The sequence below is a fragment of the Stenotrophomonas sp. NPDC077420 genome, from assembly GCF_044543385.1.
Taxonomy (GTDB): domain Bacteria; phylum Pseudomonadota; class Gammaproteobacteria; order Xanthomonadales; family Xanthomonadaceae; genus Stenotrophomonas.
Genome location: NZ_JBITVZ010000005.1, coordinates 186,061 through 203,103 on the forward strand (window position 1 = coordinate 186,061; position 17,043 = coordinate 203,103).

The following is a 17,043-nucleotide window of genomic DNA, read 5'->3' on the forward strand; positions in this document are numbered from 1 at the left end:
GCCTTCAGGTTTCGGTCGGACGGGTCTGGCGCAGGAAATGCCCCGTTACCAGCCACGCGCCCAGCCAGCCCAGCACGACAGTGCCGACCAGCACGAGCGAGGTATGCAGCAGGTCCAGCCCCTGCAGCACGAACGGGCTGGCGTAACTTTGCGACAACGCCGCCAGCGGCGGGCGCAGGGCCAGCCCGGCACCGCCGACCAGTGCCAGCGCCAGCGCGCCGGCGGCCAGGCCGTACCACGCGCCCAGGTACAGGAACGGGCGGCGGATGAAACCATCGCTGGCGCCGAGCAGCTGCAGCACGCCGATTTCATCGCGGCGCGACTGGATGTCCAGCCGCACCGTGTTGCCTACCACCAGCGCCGCGCCCAGGCCCAGCAGCACCGACAGCACCTGCACCAGGCGCGTGCCGAAACCCAGCCAGGCATCCAGGCGCTTGCGCCACAGGGCGTCGTGCTGCACCAGATCGGCCTGCGGCAACCCTTCCAGCGACTGTGCCAGGCGGGCATCGTCGCTGCCGTTGGCCGGGGTGATGATCAACAGCGAAGGCAGCGGATTGTCATGCAGTGCGTCGATCGCCTCGCCCAGGCCGGCGCTGTCGCGCAGCTCGGCCAGGCCCTCGTCCGGCGAACGCAGGGTCACCCCGGCCACGTCGGCGCGGCCACGCAGCGTATCGGCAACCTGCCCGGCCGCGGCGGCGTCCACATCGGTCTTCAGGAACAGGTTGATGTCGCGCGACTGCTGCACGCTGCCGGCGAAGTGCTTGAGGTTGTCCAGCGCGATCGACAGCCCCAGCGGCAGGGCCAGCGCAAGCGCCATGACCATCACGGTCAGCAGGGTGGCCCACGGCTTGCGCCAGGCGCGGCCCAGGCTGAACACCACGCTGTGGCCGTGGTGGTGCAGCCACACGCCCAGGCGCGACGGTGCCGCGGTTTCCTTGTTGGTGGCGGTACTCATTCGGCCAGGTCCTGCGGCGAGATGTCGTCGATCAGTTTGCCGTGGTCCAGGATCAGCACGCGCTTGCGCATGGCGCGCAGCAGCGCCAGGTCATGGCTGACCACCAGCACGCTGGTGCCACGCTCGGGCAGCTCGGCGAACAGCGCCATGATCTCCGCGGCCAGGGTCGGGTCGAGGTTGCCCGTGGGTTCGTCGGCGACCAGCAGCTTGGGTTCGCCCACGATCGCACGGGCAATCCCGACGCGTTGCTGCTCACCCGCCGACAACTGCGAAGGCAGGGCCTTTTCGCGGTGCCCCAGACCCATGCGTTCCAGCACCGAACGTACCCGCTTGCCGATCTCGCCACGCCGGGTGCCGCGCAGGATCAGCGGCAGCGCGACGTTTTCGGCGATGCTGCGATCCATCAGCAGGCGGTGGTCCTGGTAGACCGCGCCGACCGCGCGACGGTGGTGCGGAATGTCGCCCCCCCGCACCTTCAGCAGGTTGCGCTCGTCGAACACCACCGCGCCCCGGCTGGGCCGTTCGTCGAGGTGGATCAACTTCAGCAGGGTGCTTTTGCCGGCGCCGGAGTGCCCGGTGACGAACAGCATTTCGCCCGGTGCGACATCGAAGCTGACGTCCACCAGTGCCTGGTGGCCGCCCGCATAGTGTTTGCTGACATTGTCAAAACGCAGGACGCTCATTCCTCCGATTATGCAGGAGGAGGATGGCGACGTGGGGATGGTGTGTCGCCCGACCAACGGTCGGGCGCTACCGTTGATCGGGTGGCAGGCCTTACGAGCCCGACAGCATCCGGCGGATCTTGCGGCCGATGCGGGTGAGGAAACCTGCGCCCGGGTCGGCAGCCGGCGCCGGGGAGCGCATCGGCTTGGCGGTGACCTGCACCGGCGTCACCTGCTGCGGGGCGCCCTCTGCACCCCCTTCAAGCGGACGCCCGTGACGACGGCGACGGCGCTTGCGCGGTGCGCGCTCGCCTTCCACCGCTCCCTCGGGTGCGCTTTCGGCACGCGGCGGACGCGGCGGCTGGGCCGGCGCAACCACCGGTGCGGCACCGTCGGCGACAACGGCCGGCGTTGCAGCGTCCACGCGCGGCTTGCGCGGGCCGCGCGGACGCCGTTCGCCGCTGCGCTCGCCGCGGCCACCACCGGAACGGCTCCCGCTGGAGCGACCGCCACCGCGGCGCTCTTCTTCAGCGGCACGCGCTTCGCGGGCTTCGCGGAAGATCTGGCCGACGCTTTCGTTCTCGTCGCCTTCTTCGCCCGGCGCGGCCGGTGCGCGCTCGGGGCGCGGCAGCGCGGTCAGCAGTTCGCTGGTGACCGCCTCCACCGGGATCTTCTGTTCGATATAGGCTTCGATGTCCGGCAGGCCCATCGCATAGCGCTCGCAGGCAAAGCTGATCGCATCGCCTTCCTCGCCCAGGCGGGCGGTACGGCCGATGCGGTGCACGTAGTCTTCGGCATCGAACGGCAGGTCGTAGTTGTAAACGTACTTGATGCCGTCGATGTGCAGGCCGCGCGCGGCCACGTCGGTGGCCACCAGGATCTCCAGCTGGCCCTTCTGGAAGCGGTTGAGCAGGCTCTCGCGCTTCTTCTGCGGCACGTCGCCGGACAGCACGCCGACGCGGTAACCGGCCTTCTCCAGCGAACGCGCGACGCGCTCGACGAATACCTTGGTGTTGACGAACACCATGGTGCGCGCGCCTTCGCTGCGCGACAGCAGGCCCAGCAGCAGCGGAATCTTTTCTTCGTCGGCGGGGAAGTAGATGCGCTGGCGCACCCGTGCGGCGGTAATCGACTCGCTTTCCACCACCAGCTTCTGCGGCTCGTTCATGTGCTCATACGCGAGCTCCAGCACGCGGTGGCTGAGCGTGGCGCTGAACAGCAGGGTCTGCCGGGTGGTGCGCTCGGGCATGCGGCGCAGCAGGAAACGGATGTCCTTGATGAAGCCCAGGTCGAACATGCGGTCGGCTTCGTCGAGCACGCAGATCTCGCAGGCATGCAGCGAAACGACCTTGTGCTGCTTGACGTAATCGATCAGGCGGCCGGGCGTGGCGATGATCACATCCACGCCCTGCTGCAGCAGCTCGCGCTGCTTGTCGTAATCCACGCCGCCGTACACCAGCGCGAAGCGCAGCCCAAGGTCCGAGCCGAACTTCACCGCATCCTTGTGGATCTGGATGGCCAGTTCGCGGGTCGGCGCCAGGATCAGCGCGCGCGGATCTTCCGGTTTGCGGTCGGCCAGCGCCGGACGGGTCAGCAGGCGGTTCACCACCGCGACCAGGAACGCCAGCGTCTTGCCGGTACCGGTCTGGGCCTGCCCGGCCACGTCGCCGCCGGGCAATGCCACCGGCAGGGTCAATGCCTGGATCGGGGTGCAGCGGGTGAAACCAGCGCCTTCAAGGCCCGCCTGCAGGGCCGGATGCAGCTCGAAGGAGGAGAAAGTCAAATCGGTCAGCGGTTTGTCGCTCATGAGTCCGTCTTGGTAAGGCCAGCCGACGGAAGCGCGGGTGGCTGGCTTGCAATCTTGGGGGGCACCGTCGCCACTGCGGGCCCTGCGCCGGGAAGCGCGGCGGCCGGACCGAACCGGTCCCGGGGCGCCGCACAATTCCCCAGTTTAGCGCAAAGGCGCGCCGCACCTGTCGCAACCCTTGGTGAGACGTGGCGCCCCGCCCTCCGTGGCTGCCCCTTCACTGCCCCAACCCGCAGTTGAACACCGGCTCGCGGCACGCTGGAACCCGCCCGGTGCCCGCCCCATATCGTTCCCGCCAGCCCCGGCAAAGCGCGATGACGGTCACAGGACGATTCTTTCCACCCTGTGCCTGCCAGCCCGCGACGATAGGGGTACACTGCCGGCCGTGAGCGTCCAGGCATCCATCGGACGCACCGCTGGCCGCATGCCGCGGCCACGAGGCAGCAGACGCGGACCAGGCCCCCAGCCCTGTCCAGGTTCAACCCCTCCGGCCCTGCCGGGTGCACTCCAACACGAGAGACCAAGATGAGCGACAAGGTTGTACATGTCGGCGATACCGACTTCGAAAGCATCGTACTGAACTCCAAGGAACCGGTCCTGGTCGACTTCTGGGCCGAATGGTGTGGCCCCTGCAAGATGATCGCCCCTGCCCTGGACGAGTTGGCCGATACCTACCAGGGTCGCGCCAAGGTCGTGAAGGTCAATGTGGACAACAACCGTGCACTGGCCTCGAAGTACCACGTTCGTTCGATCCCGTACCTGGTGGTGTTCAAGGGCGGCGAGAAGGTCGGCGAGCAGGTCGGCGCCGTTGGCAAGCAACAGCTGGCCGGCCTGATCGACAAGGCCCTGGCCTGAGCGACCCGGCAGCCGGCCCCCGGCTGCCCCGCGGGCCCACGCCCGCATGAATGACCCTGCCCCACCCGGCTTGCGCGCCGCCGCGAGCCGGTGTTAGTGTCGGCACATCCGGCCGCATTCGCGCGCCGCATCTTCTGGATGACGTTCGTTTCCAGAATCCCTTCCCAACGTTCGCCGCCCCTGCAGGGCGCTCGCACCTTCCAGCGAGGAATTCAGCACTTGTCCGATATCACTACGACCGAACCCGGGAGCGCCGACGCGCCCGCCGAGAAGCGCGTGCGCAAGCCGCGCGTCGCCAAGGCCGCTGCCAGCAGCGCCGACACCGGGCCGTCCCCCGAACAGAATGCCCTGCCCCTGGCTGCCGCGCCTGTCGCGCCGGCGCCGGCTGCCGCACCCGCAGCACCGCAGCAGGCACCCCAGGCCCCGGCCTCGTCCGGCGGCGATGCCCCGGCCCCACAGGGCGGCGGCCAGGAGGCCGGCGACGGCGGCCAGCGCAATAACAACAACAACCCCCAGGGCGGCCAGAACCCGTACCAGCAGGGCCAGAACCAGGGCGGCCAGAACCAGGGCCAGGGCCAGGGCAACCGCCGCGACCGCTTCCGCAATCGCCGTGACCGTGATCGCAACCGCGGTGGCGGCGGCGGTGGCTACCGCGACGACGGCATGCCGCAGGACAACGGCGAACAGCAGCCGTTCGTGCGCAGCCAGCAGGCCAACGTGCCCGAGGGCTTCCCGGTCTATTCGCTGAGCGACCTCAAGCGCATGCCGGCGCAGAAGCTGCTGGAAATCGCCGAGCAGCTGCAGATCTCCGAAGGCGTGGCCCGCGCCCGCAAGCAGGACGTGATCTTCGCCCTGCTCAAGGTGCTCACCCGCCATGGCGACGGCGTGGCCGCCGACGGTGTGCTGGAAATCCTGCCGGACGGCTTCGGCTTCCTGCGCGCGGCTGAAGCCAGCTACCTGGCCGGCCCGGACGATACCTACATTTCGCCCAGCCAGATCCGCCGCTTCAACCTGCGCACCGGCGACCACCTCTCCGGCCGCATCCGCTTCCCGAAGGACGGCGAGCGCTACTTCGCGCTGTCGATCGTGGACACCATCAACGGTGAGCCGCTGGAAGCGTCCAAGAACAAGGTGCTGTTCGAGAACCTCACCCCGCTGTTCCCGCGCAAGCGCTTCACCCTGGAACGTGGCAACGGTTCGTCCGAAGACATCACCGGCCGCATCATGGATCTGATGGCACCGCAGGGTAAGGGTCAGCGTGCGCTGATCGTCTCCCCGCCCAAGGCCGGTAAGACCATGCTGATGCAGCAGGTGGCGACGGCGATCACCACCAACCACCCGGACGTGCACATGATCGTGCTGCTCATCGACGAGCGTCCGGAAGAAGTGACCGAAATGCAGCGCACCGTGCGCGGCGAAGTCATCAGCTCCACCTTCGACGAACCGGCCGCGCGCCACGTGCAGGTTGCCGAAATGGTGATCGAGCGCGCCAAGCGCCTGGTGGAACACAAGAAGGACGTGGTGATCCTGCTCGACTCGATCACCCGCCTGGCACGCGCCTACAACAATGTGGTGCCCAGCTCCGGCAAGGTGCTCACCGGTGGTGTGGACGCCAACGCCCTGCACCGTCCGAAGCGCTTCTTCGGTGCCGCGCGCAACGTGGAAGAAGGCGGCAGCCTGACCATCATCGCCACCGCGCTGGTCGACACCGGCAGCAAGATGGACGAGGTGATCTACGAAGAGTTCAAGGGCACCGGCAACAGCGAAGTGCACCTGAACCGCCGTATCGCCGAAAAGCGCGTGTACCCGGCCATCGATATCAACCGTTCGGGCACCCGCCGCGAAGACCTGTTGATCGAACCGGAGCTGCTGCAGAAGATCTGGATCCTGCGCAAGCTGCTGCACCCGATGGACGAAATCGCCGCGATGGAGTTCCTGCTCGACAAGATGAAGAACACCAAGTCCAACGACGAGTTCTTCGGTTCGATGAAGCGCTGATCGGCGCCCACATCGAAACAGAAAGAGGCCCCGCACTTCGGGGCCTTTTTCATGGTTGGGGGCCCCAACCGATCAGCGCTGGCTGACGGTAGGTGCCGACCGTTGGTCGGCACGCCTCACGGCCGCATGCGATCCAGCAGCGGCCCGAAATGCAGCGGCCCCGTGGCCGTGGCCGTCGCTTCCAGTGGCGGCTCCACCACCACCTCCACTGCATCGACCTCGGCGGCCCCCTCCTGCACCGCCGTCCCATCCGCGTGTTCGAACCCGATCCCTGCCCGCACCATGGTCGCCACCCCGACCAGGATCAGCAGCGACAGCCCACCCAGAACATGCATCAGCGTCACATCGATTCCCCCGCGCCCGTGTAGCTCACACGCTACCCGTCAGCCGGCGGGAATCCCCTGCAACAACTCCCATTGTCGCGGCAAACCCGACACATCCTGGCGTGGTAGCGCCGGCCGTTGGCCGGCCCAAGCATCACCTACTGCTTCAGCGGCACTCCACCACCCCCTCGGCCTTGTCCGCCTTCGTCGCCACCCGCACCTGGGTGAAGGCCGCGGCGAACGGCCTGTCCGCGCTCACCACGAACGGGGCTTCCACCGCGCCCAGGTCCACGCCTTTGCTGGCGAAGCAGGCAAGCGGAAGGGTCACCGTGCGCTTCTGGCCCGGGGTGAGCGTTGCCAGCGCCGGGGCGATATCCACGCCGCCCTCGCAACCGGTGCCGCACTGCATGGTCACCGTGACCGGCGACGCGGGCGGGTGCTGCACCATCACGTCAAACTGCAACGCGCCGTTGCTGCGCGCCAGCGCGCCCAGGTTGCGCCGCGACGTGCTGCGCGCGATCAGCTGCGCCGGGGCCAGCCAGGTCACTTCGCGGGCGTCCTGCTGCGTGTTGATCTGCACGGTACGCACCTCGGCCACCGGCCGCTCCTTCGGCCAGCGCAGGGTGGCGTTGAGATCATTGCCGAGCGGCTGGGTGGCACCGCCGGCGGCGATGTGCAGCGAGAACGGCGCCGTGTCCACGCGGTTGAAGATCGGCAGCGTGGTCACTTCGCCACAATGATCCGGGTTGGTTTCGGGCAGCCGCGCGACCTGCGCGGGCTTGGCATAGCTCAGGCCATAGCCGAATTTGAACAGGTCCGGTCGCTTCGGGTCCGGGCGGTCGATCGGTGCCGGGCACGGCACGCCCGGCCACGGGAAGCTGAGCCGGCCATGGAAGTCATGCACGGGCCTGCCGTCTTTGCCTGCCACCAGCACGTCGGTGATGCCCTTGCCTTCGGTGCCCGGCAACCACGCGGCAACGAATGCCTGCGACAGGTTGAGCAGGTCGTTGGTGTACATCGGGCGGCCGGAGAAGTACACGGTGACCAGCGGCTTGCCGGTGGCGGCGGCGGCCTTGAGCACGGCCAGGTCCTGCGGCTGCGCACGGCTGTGGCTGACCGTGTCCGAGGCGAGGATGTCGCCGTTGGTTTCGGCGTACGGCGTTTCGCCGATCACCGCGACCACCACGTCGAACGCCGACGCATCGATGCCCTTGGCATCGGCGCTGTAGGTCACCTGCTGCGTGCCCAGTTCGGCGCGCAGCGCGCCCAGCACCGAATCGGCATTGGGGAAATCGGCGTTCGTGTTCTCGGTGCCCTGCCAGGTCAGCGACCAACCCCCGGCCTGGTCGGACAGGCTGTCGGCACTTTTGCCCACCACCAGCACGCGCGCATCGCGCTTGAGCGGCAGCACCTTGTCCTGGTTCTTCAGCAGCACCAGCGATTCGCGCACGGCTTCGCGTGCCAGTTCGCGGTGCTGCACGGCGTTGGCGTCACCTGCGTAGCGGCTGTCGGACGGCTTGTGCTCGAACAGGCCCGCACGCAGCTTCACGCGCAGGATGCGGGTCACCGCATCGTCGATGCGCGCCATCGGAATCTCGCCGCTCTCCACCTGGGCGATGGTGTTGGCGATGAAGGCCTTCCAGTCGTCGGGCACCATCACCATGTCGATACCGGCGTTGATCGCCTGGGCGCAGCTGTCGTTGCGGCAGCCGGGCACCTGGGCAATGCCGTTCCAGTCGGAGACGATGAAGCCGTCGAAGCCCATCTTTTCCTTCAGCGCGCCGGTCAGCAGCGCCTGGCTGCCGTGCATCTTGCCGTAGTCCACGCCGCCGGCGCGGTCGTTCCAGCTGTTGAACGAGGCCATCACCGTCTGCACGCCCTCGCCCAGCGCACCGAAGTAACCCTGGCCGTGCACGTTGATCATGGTGGCCTTGTCCACCGTGGCCTCGCCCTGGTCGCGGCCGTTGTCGGTGGCCCCATCGCCGATGTAGTGCTTGGCCGTGGCCACCACGTTGCCGTCGCCGGTGAAGCGGCCCTGCGCGCCCTTGACGTAGGCAGCGGCGTACTCGCGCACGATGGACGGGTCGGACGAGAAGCTTTCGTAGGTGCGGCCCCAGCGCGGGTCATGCGCGACCGCCAGCGTCGGCGCGAACACCCAGCCGATGCCGGTGGCACGGGTGGCGCTGCCGGTGGCGGCACCGATGCGCTCGATCAACCCGGCATCGCGGGTGGCGCCCAGGCCGATGTTGTGCGGGAACAGCGTGGCGCCGAACACGTTGCTGTGACCGTGCACGGCGTCTGTGCCCCAGATCACCGGCACCGGCGTGCGCGCGTCGGTGGCCAGCGACGCAGCGTGATAGGCATCGGCCAGCTTCACCCAGTCGGCCACGCTGGCGTGCTTGTCCATGCCCGGCCACGAGCCACCGCCATTGAGCACCGAGCCGATGTAGTAGGTACGCACCTGCTCCGGGGTGATCTGCTTGATCTCCGGCTGGGTCATCTGCCCGACCTTCTGCGCCAGGGTCATCTGCGCCAGGATGCTGCGCACGCGGGCTTCGATGGCCGGGTCGGAGGCGATCACACTGGTCACCTGCGGCCAGTCCTGCAGGCGCCCGGCGGCGGGTGCGGCATGCGCCTGGGCGGCCAATGCCGTCAGGACACAGGCGGTAAGAAGGGTCTTCCGGGCGCTGCTCACGTGCATCTACCTCCAACGGGATGTGCGGATGATGGACCGGGCGCGGGCTGCTTCAGCGCGGTCGGTGACAGCGCTGTCATATAAGCCGCGCGTGGCGCTGTCAACCGTTCGGGAGGCGGCATGTCCTGGCGTCCCCGTGGTTGTTGGGCGGGCTCGTTTTGACAAGGGCGGGAACCCACGCTGGCTGTTGCAATGCCGCATGGATTCCAGGCCGTGCACGAACGCCCCGCGACATGGCACCATCCGCCTGCTTCGGTAATCCCGAAACGACACAGGCGCATTACCATCGGCAGCGGCCGGCCGGGCTCTCCAGGAGGATCCATCGCACCATGCGTAGTCGTATCGAGGATGTGGCCGCCGTTGCAGGCGTTTCGATCAAGACCGTATCGCGCGTGCTCAACAATGAGCCCAACGTGCGGGCGGAGACGCGCGACCGCGTGCTCGCCGCGGTCACCCGGCTGGGATACAAGCCGAACCTGTCCGCGCGCAGCCTGGCCGGGCAGCGCTCGTACGCGCTGGCCCTGGTCTACAACAACCCGTCGCGCAATTACCTGATGGAAATCCAGAACGGCATGCTGGAGGCCTGTCATGCGCACCACTACAACCTGATCCTCGGGCCGGTCGGTATCGGTCGGCGCACCCTGCCCGACCTGGCCGCGCTGTTCGAGAACTCGCGCCCCGACGGCGTGGTATTGATTCCGCCGCTGACCGACGATGCCGTGGTGCTGGCGTACCTGGAAGACAACGGCATTCCCTTTTCGAGCATCGCCCCGCGCCACCCTGAAGGCCGTATCGGGGTGCGCATGGACGAGACCACGGCGGTGGTGGAGCTGATCGGGCACCTGGTGGCACAGGGCCACCGGCGCATCGGACACATCAAGGGCCCGCGCGCGCATGGCGCGTGCCAGTGGCGCCTGGCCGGGTACCGCCAGGCACTGCGCGAGGCCGGTATCGACTATGACCCGGCGCTGGTGGCGAGTGGCCAGTTCTCGTTCGAGTCGGGCATCGACGCGGCCAACGTGCTGCTGGACCTGCCCGAGCCGCCGACCGCGATCTTCGCGGCCAACGACGACATGGCCGCCGCGGTGTTCCGCGTGGCCGGCCAGCGCGGCCTGCGCGTGCCGCGCGATCTTTCCGTGTGCGGCTTCGATGACACGCCTATCGCCGGGCACATCTACCCGGCCCTGACCACCGTAGGCCAGCCCACCGACACCATGGGACGACTGGCCACCGAGCAGCTGATCGACCGCATCCGCTCCTCGAAGGCGGGGCGGATGGTGACGGTGGAGCACGCCGTGCTGGTGCGTGAATCCACCCACGCACCAAGACGTCGGTGAGGAGCACGGCGGAGCGGCGCGACCGCGCCGCCCCATGACCGCCCTCACCGGAACGTGTCCGCTGCCTGTCCTGGTGAGGGATGCGGCAGCCATTCGGCGGCCACACATGCACCCTGCGCGGGCCGTTCTTGTCCTGCGCTGTCAGACAACCGGTCAGATCACATGACAGCCTCCGCCGCGGACGCCTGACTGCGTTTCGCGCAGTTCCGTACTGCACTGCACAACATGCAGCACGCAGCGGACCGGGACCGCCACGCCCCCTGCAAAAACGCTGGAAAGCCCCGCAACGCAGTGCTTTCGGTTGCCATCTGCAATCGCTGACCACGCGCAACCGGCGCATGCATTGGGAGCTCCGGCGGGTCGGCCCCATGGCAGTTTGTTGACAACGCTGTCAGGCGTGGGCCCAATCCGCCCACATCGTTGTCGAACGTTCCAGACGCCGTAGGACTGCCATTACCGATTTCCCTGGGGAGGGAGTGTTGATGAAGACGTACAAGGCCGTACCCCGCAAGGCAATGCTCACTTCCGCGCTGCTCGCCGTTTTGGCCGGGCCGGCGTGGGCCCAGGATCCGAGCCGCGACGGCGCCGCGTCGTCGTCGCAGGGGCTGGACCCGTCCACCCTCGATACGGTGCAGGTCACCGGTATCCGCGGCAGCCTTACCTCGTCCATGAACCTCAAGCGCGACAGCCAGGGCGTGGTCGACGGTATCGTGGCCGAGGACATCGGCAAGTTCCCGGACACCAACCTGGCCGAATCGCTGCAGCGCATCAGCGGCGTGTCGATCGACCGTACCTCCAGTGGCGAGGGGTCCAAGGTGACCGTGCGCGGCATCGGGCCGGACTTCAACCTGGTGCTGCTCAACGGCCGCCAGATGCCGGCGTCCAACCTGGGCAACGGCGGCGGCGGGCTCTCCAGCTCGCGCTCGTTCGACTTCGCCAACATTGCCTCCGAGTCGATCTCGGCGGTGGAAGTGTTCAAGACCACCCGCGCCGACAACCCGACCGGCGGCATCGGCGCCACCATCAACGTCAAGACCCTGCGCCCGCTGGAATCGGCACCGGTGGTCAGCGTGGGCGTCAAGGCGGTCAACGACACCTCCAACGACAACCTGCCGCGCACCCTGCAGGGCTCGGACTTCACCGGGGAGCTGTCAGGCATTTTCAGCGACACCTTCGCCGATGGGCGGGTCGGCCTGATGCTCAGCGGCAGCTACCAGGAGCGTGACTCGGGCTTCAACCAGGCCACCGTCGCGGAGGGCTGGGCCACCTTCGAAGGCGACAACACCACCGACTGGCGCGTACTGCCCCAGCCCGGCCAGGGGTACGCCGACCGCATCCAGAACCGCCCCGGCCCGGATGATGTCTATGGCCGCCCGCAGAACACCGCCTACAACGTCAACGGCGTGCAGCGCCAGCGCACCAATGGCCAGGCCACCCTGCAGTGGAAGCCGGTGGACAACGTCACCACCACGCTGGACTACACCTACGTGGAAAACAAGGTGCAGCAGCAGCGCAGCGAACTGTCGGTGTGGTTCAACTACGGTCCGGGCGACAGCATCTGGACCAATGGGCCGGTCGCCGCGCCGATCATCTACAGCGAAGACATGGTGAACTCCGACGTGTCGATGGGCGGCGCGCAGCTGGCCACCAAAAACACCATGGACTCACTCGGCTTCAACGTGGAATGGGAAGTCAATGATGCGTTGACCCTGTCCTTCGATGCGCACCACTCCACCGGCGAATCGCAGCCGGACAGCCCGTACGGTTCGGCCGGCGTACTCGGCGTGGCCGCGTTCGTGCGCGGCACGACCACGGTGGACTACAGCGGCGAGCTGCCGATCATCAACATCGCGCTGCCGCCCGGTGGCGTGCAGGCGGCCGACGCGCTGGTCACCGGCTCGGTGTTCCAGAACAGCTACAACAAGTCCGAGGTGGAGCAGTACCAGGGCCGCGGCACGTTCACCTTCGAGAACTACTCGGCGCTGGACTTCGGCGTCGGCTACACCGACGTGAAGAACCGTTCGGCCTCGGCGATCATGCAGCGCAATACCTGGGGCGGCCTGGGCACCCCGGCCGACTACGACGACAGCATCTGGTACGCCGACGACATGGGCCGGTACTTCGATGCCTTCTCCGGGCACGACGATCCGCGCCTGACCGGCCAGTTCCTGGTGTTCGACTTCGATCGGCTGATCAATCGCGCCGCGCAGGTCGGCACCGCGTCCGACCCGGCCTGCCCGACCTGCTACGTGGCCCCCACCGAGTACTCCGAAGACATCCGCACCAACGAGAAGTCCAAGAGTGCGTTCCTGCAGTACCGCACCACGTTCGACTGGTCGATGCCGCTGAACGTGGCCGTGGGCGTGCGCTACGAGCAGACCGACGTGGATTCCACCGCAATGGTGCGCGTGCCCAACGGCATCAGCTGGAGCTCGGCCAACGAGCTGAACATCGATTACGCCAGCGAAAGCGGCTTCATCAGCGACAGCGGCAAGTACGACTACGTGCTGCCCAACCTCGACCTGAAGCTCGACATCAGCGATACGCTGGCCCTGCGCGGCAGTTACAGCCGCAGCCTGGGCCGCCCGGGCTGGACCCAGATCCAGAGTGGACAGACCCTCGCCGACATCGTGCGTACCCAGGGGGGCAGCGGCTCGCGCGGCAACCCGGCGCTGGAGCCACTGCTGTCGGACAACTTCGACCTGTCGCTGGAGTGGTACTACGGGGAGGCGAGCTACGCCTCGGTCGGGTTCTTCCGCAAGAACATCAAGAACTTCATCAGCGACACCATCGTGCGCGAAAACACCGGCAACCTGCACACACCGGTCGGTGGTGCGTACTGGAACGCAGCACTGGCCGCCGGTGGCTGCGGCGTGTCGGACATGCCGTGCATCCGCGACTACATCTTCACCAACTTCAACGGCCAGCCGGGCGTGACCGCCACCGGCACGAACTCGGCCGGCCAGCTCACCGGCACCATCGTCGGCCAGCCCGGCGACCCGGTCGCCGGATCCGACATCACCCTGCCGGCCAACCAGCGTTCGGACCATCTCGATGGCTGGGAAGTCGCGGTGCAGCACCTGTTCGGGCAGTCCGGCTTCGGCCTGGCGGCGAACTACACCAAGGTGAAGTCCGGGCTGACCTTCGACAACCTGAGCCTGGGCGACCAGTACCCGATGATCGGGCTGAGCGATTCGGCCAACCTGGTGGCGTTCTACGACAAGAACCAGTGGCAGATCCGTGCGGCCTACAACTGGCGCGACAAGTTCCTCAACGGCATCGGCGGCCAGGGTCCGAACCCCAACTACACCGACGACTATGGCCAGCTCGACCTCAACATCAGCTATGCAGTCAGCGACCAGCTGTCGCTGAGCCTGGAGGCGATCAACCTGACCGACGAGACCATGCGTACCTACGCGCGCCACACCAACATGCTGCGTTACGCCACCCAGACCGGCCCGCGCTACATGTTCGGCGTGCGCTACAAGTTCTGAGTCCGTTGACGGTCTGGCGGGTCTACACTCGCCAGACCGTCCCTGCCCTGCAAGCGACCCTGCCATGCCTGCAACGCCCGGCCCGATCGACGAAGTCCGCGACCTCGACCGCAGCCGGCTGCCGCACCTCCTGCCCGGCTGGACCACCCCGAAGGTGATCCGCGGGCTGGTCGGCGACTGGCCGTTGGTCAACGCCGCGCGCGTCTCGGCCGACGCGGCCGTGGCCCATCTCAAACAGTTCGACCACGGCACCCTGCCGGTCACCGCGACCACCGCGCCTCCCGACGCGCAGGGCCGGATCTTCTACAACGCGGACATGAGCGGTTTCAACTTCCGCCGCGAGCAGATCCCCCTGAAGGTCGTGCTGGACACCCTGCTCAAGTACCGCAGCGCCGATGCCGCGCCCACCATCTACGTGGCCTCGACCACGCTGGACAGCTTCCTGCCCGGTTTCCGCCGCGACAACCCGCTGCAGCTGGGCGTGGACGATCCGTTGGCCAGCATCTGGATCGGCAACCGCTCGCGCATCGCCGCCCACCACGACGTCCCGGACAACCTGGCCTGCGTGGCGGCCGGCCGCCGCCGGGTCACCCTGTTTCCACCGGACCAGGTCGGCAACCTGTACGTGGGGCCGCTGGACTTCACCCCCGCCGGCCAGGCGGTAAGCCTGGTGGATTTTGCCGCGCCCGACCTGGAGCGCTTCCCGCGCTTCGAGCGGGCCATGGCCAGCGCGCAGGTAGCCGAACTGGGTCCGGGCGATGCGGTGTTCATTCCCTCCCTGTGGTGGCACCACATGGAGGGGCTGGAGGACTTCAACGTGCTGGTCAATTACTGGTGGCGGCCGGTGCCGGCCTGGACCGACGCGCCGATGAATGCCTTGATGCTGTCACTGCTCGCGCTGCGCGGCCTGCCCCCTGCGCAGCGCAGGCATTGGCAGGCGCTGTTCGACCACTATGTATTCACCGCCGGCGCGGAATCCAACGCACACATCCCCGATGCCGCGCGCGGGGTGCTGGGGACCCTGGATGAGGACCGCGTGGCCAGCGTGCGCAGCGTGCTGCGCACGCGGCTGGAGCGCTGAGCCGGGGCGCCCGCCCCCGGGCCGCCACGGCCCACAGTGTTTTACCCACGGCGCCGGCGAATCCGTGATAATCCGCGCCGAGATCCATCGTTCGCCCGGGGGCAGGGTGGCCATGGCACGGGCGCTGTACGGCGTACCGGCCCGGCGCCATGCAGTTCGCCTCTGACCGCTCCTTCGTTGCAGCCTCATCGGTAGGACCGGTTGGCGCAGCACCTTGCCGGTTGTTCGTTCATGCCCCTGCTTTCGTCCCGCCTGAACCTGGGCAAGCTGATCCTGGCGCTGGCGCTGCTCAGCGCGCTCGTCGCCCTGGCCAACACGCTGCACGCCAGCTACCGCGTACAACGCGAGCAGCTGATCGGCACCACGCTGGAGTCCAACCGCGTGTATGCCAGCAAGCTGGCCGAAAGCACGCAGAACTTCGTGCTCTCGGCCCAGCAGCAGCTGGCCTACGCCGCCACCGGCCTGGGCCAACGGGCGCACAGCCGCGCCGAACTGGAGGCCGAGGCCGCGCGCCTGCAGCTGCAGACCAACAGCTTCAATTCCGTGCTGATCGTCGATCCGGCCGGCACCGTGCTGGCCACCTCGCCGCTGAGCCTTGCCCTGCAGGGCGTGGTGCTCAACAGCCAGGGCAACAGCGAGGCGCTCAAGCGCCGCGAGCCCTACATCAGCGATCCTTACCAGTCGGCCACGGGCCGCCTGCTGGTCGCCATCTCGCATCCGATCTTCAATGCCCGGGGCGACTACCAGGGCTACGTGAGCGGCACCATCTACCTGCGCCAGCGCAGCATCCTGCAGAGCCTGCTGGGCAAGCACTACTACCGGGACGGCTCGTATCTGTACGTGGTCGACCGCAACGGCCGCATCCTGTACCACATCGAACCCGGCCGGGTGGGCCAGTTCGCGCTGGACAATCCCGCGGTGAAGGCGGTCAGCCAGGGTCATTCGGGGGCGCAGGAAGTGCGCAACAGCCATGGCGTGCTGATGCTGGCCGGCTATGCCCCGGTCGCCAGCGTCGGCTGGGGCGTGGTGGCGCAGCGTCCCACCGCGGCCACGCTGGCACCGCTGTCGCGACTGATGCAGGCGGTGATCTGGAATGCCATTCCGCTGGGCGTGCTGTCGCTGCTGGTCACCTGGTGGTTCGCGCGGCGCATCTCGCTGCCGCTGTGGCAGCTGGCGCGCAACGTACAGAACCGCGACACCGGCATTGCCATCCGTCATGTCAGCGGGATCCGCGCCTGGTACTACGAGGCGGCCCACCTGAAGCAGGCGCTGCTGTACAGCTTCAACCTGCTGCAGGACCGGATCGGCAAGCTCAGCCGCGCCAGCATGACCGACCCGCTCACCGGCCTGCAGAATCGGCGCGGGCTGCAGGAAGGGCTGGAAGACTGGCAGGCGCGCGGACAGCCGTTCGGCATCGTCGCGCTGGACATCGACCGCTTCAAGAGCATCAACGACCGCTTCGGGCATGCGGCAGGCGACGCGGTGATCCTGCGCATCGCGCAGATCATGCGCGACGATTCGCGTGACACCGACCTGCTGTGCCGCAACGGCGGCGAGGAATTCCTGATCCTGCTGCCAGGCATCGATGTGAAGGCCAGTGCCGCCATCGCCGAGCGCCTGCGCATGCAGGTGGCGGCGGAAGTGTTCGATGACGTGGGCACGGTCACGGTGTCGCTGGGCGTTGCCCATTACCCGTCTTACCATCACGACCCGCACCAGGCGTTGCGGCTGGCCGACAAGGCCCTGTACATGGCCAAGGAACAGGGCCGCAATCGCACCGTGGTATACCCGGCGCCGGACGGGCCCGGCGCGGGCTGATGGGGCAGCCGGGCAGCG

Annotated in this window: 11 protein-coding genes; 6 read left to right on the forward strand and 5 right to left on the reverse strand. The window is 67.8% G+C overall.

The genetic code is table 11. The features are described from left to right. Positions 1–4: 4 nt before the first annotated feature. The 3 genes from ftsX to rhlB form a co-directional block, all read right to left on the reverse strand. Positions 5–955 carry a permease-like cell division protein FtsX gene (ftsX, locus tag ACIGII_RS07325; protein ID WP_399636179.1) on the reverse strand — a complete coding sequence of 317 codons (951 nt, stop codon included), beginning with the start codon at positions 953–955 and terminating at the stop codon, positions 5–7. Beyond that, on the reverse strand, positions 952–1,638 hold the full coding sequence (ftsE, locus tag ACIGII_RS07330) for a cell division ATP-binding protein FtsE (protein ID WP_399636182.1): 687 nt from the start codon (positions 1,636–1,638) through the stop codon (positions 952–954). Before ftsE ends, ftsX begins: the two co-directional genes overlap by 4 nt. Positions 1,639–1,729: 91 nt before the next feature. After that, positions 1,730–3,424: an ATP-dependent RNA helicase RhlB gene (gene rhlB / locus ACIGII_RS07335; RefSeq protein WP_399636184.1), complete on the reverse strand. Its 1,695-nt coding sequence runs from the start codon at positions 3,422–3,424 to the stop codon at positions 1,730–1,732. A 525-nt stretch (positions 3,425–3,949) separates the two neighbouring features. Here rhlB and trxA point away from each other — a divergent pair. Beyond that, positions 3,950–4,279: a thioredoxin gene (gene trxA, locus ACIGII_RS07340; protein WP_399636187.1), complete on the forward strand. Its 330-nt coding sequence runs from the start codon at positions 3,950–3,952 to the stop codon at positions 4,277–4,279. 219 nt (positions 4,280–4,498) lie between these two features. Beyond that, on the forward strand, positions 4,499–6,277 hold the full coding sequence (rho, locus tag ACIGII_RS07345) for a transcription termination factor Rho (protein ID WP_399636188.1): 1,779 nt from the start codon (positions 4,499–4,501) through the stop codon (positions 6,275–6,277). A 116-nt stretch (positions 6,278–6,393) separates the two neighbouring features. Here the strand turns inward: rho and ACIGII_RS07350 are convergent, their stop codons facing one another. Further along, the gene (locus ACIGII_RS07350) at positions 6,394–6,612 is read right to left on the reverse strand and encodes a hypothetical protein (protein WP_399636191.1); all 219 of its coding nucleotides are present in this window, start codon (positions 6,610–6,612) and stop codon (positions 6,394–6,396) included. Between the two features lie 154 nt (positions 6,613–6,766). Continuing rightward, entirely contained in the window at positions 6,767–9,295 is a 2,529-nt protein-coding gene (locus ACIGII_RS07355) for a glycoside hydrolase family 3 N-terminal domain-containing protein (RefSeq protein WP_399636192.1), read from the reverse strand. Between the two features lie 329 nt (positions 9,296–9,624). On the opposite strand from ACIGII_RS07355, the gene ACIGII_RS07360 reads away from it, so the two are divergent. The 4 genes from ACIGII_RS07360 (at position 9,625) to ACIGII_RS07375 (ending at position 17,025) form a co-directional block, all read left to right on the forward strand. Beyond that, the gene (locus ACIGII_RS07360; RefSeq protein ID WP_399636194.1) at positions 9,625–10,632 is read left to right on the forward strand and encodes a LacI family DNA-binding transcriptional regulator; all 1,008 of its coding nucleotides are present in this window, start codon (positions 9,625–9,627) and stop codon (positions 10,630–10,632) included. A 482-nt stretch (positions 10,633–11,114) separates the two neighbouring features. Beyond that, positions 11,115–14,126 carry a TonB-dependent receptor gene (locus ACIGII_RS07365; protein ID WP_399636196.1) on the forward strand — a complete coding sequence of 1,004 codons (3,012 nt, stop codon included), beginning with the start codon at positions 11,115–11,117 and terminating at the stop codon, positions 14,124–14,126. Positions 14,127–14,190: 64 nt separating this feature from the next. Continuing rightward, a complete protein-coding gene (locus ACIGII_RS07370; RefSeq protein ID WP_399636199.1) occupies positions 14,191–15,207 on the forward strand; it encodes a cupin-like domain-containing protein in 1,017 nt (338 codons plus the stop codon). 231 nt (positions 15,208–15,438) lie between these two features. Further along, positions 15,439–17,025 carry a diguanylate cyclase gene (locus ACIGII_RS07375; protein ID WP_399636202.1) on the forward strand — a complete coding sequence of 529 codons (1,587 nt, stop codon included), beginning with the start codon at positions 15,439–15,441 and terminating at the stop codon, positions 17,023–17,025. The last annotated feature ends 18 nt before the right edge of the window (positions 17,026–17,043 follow it).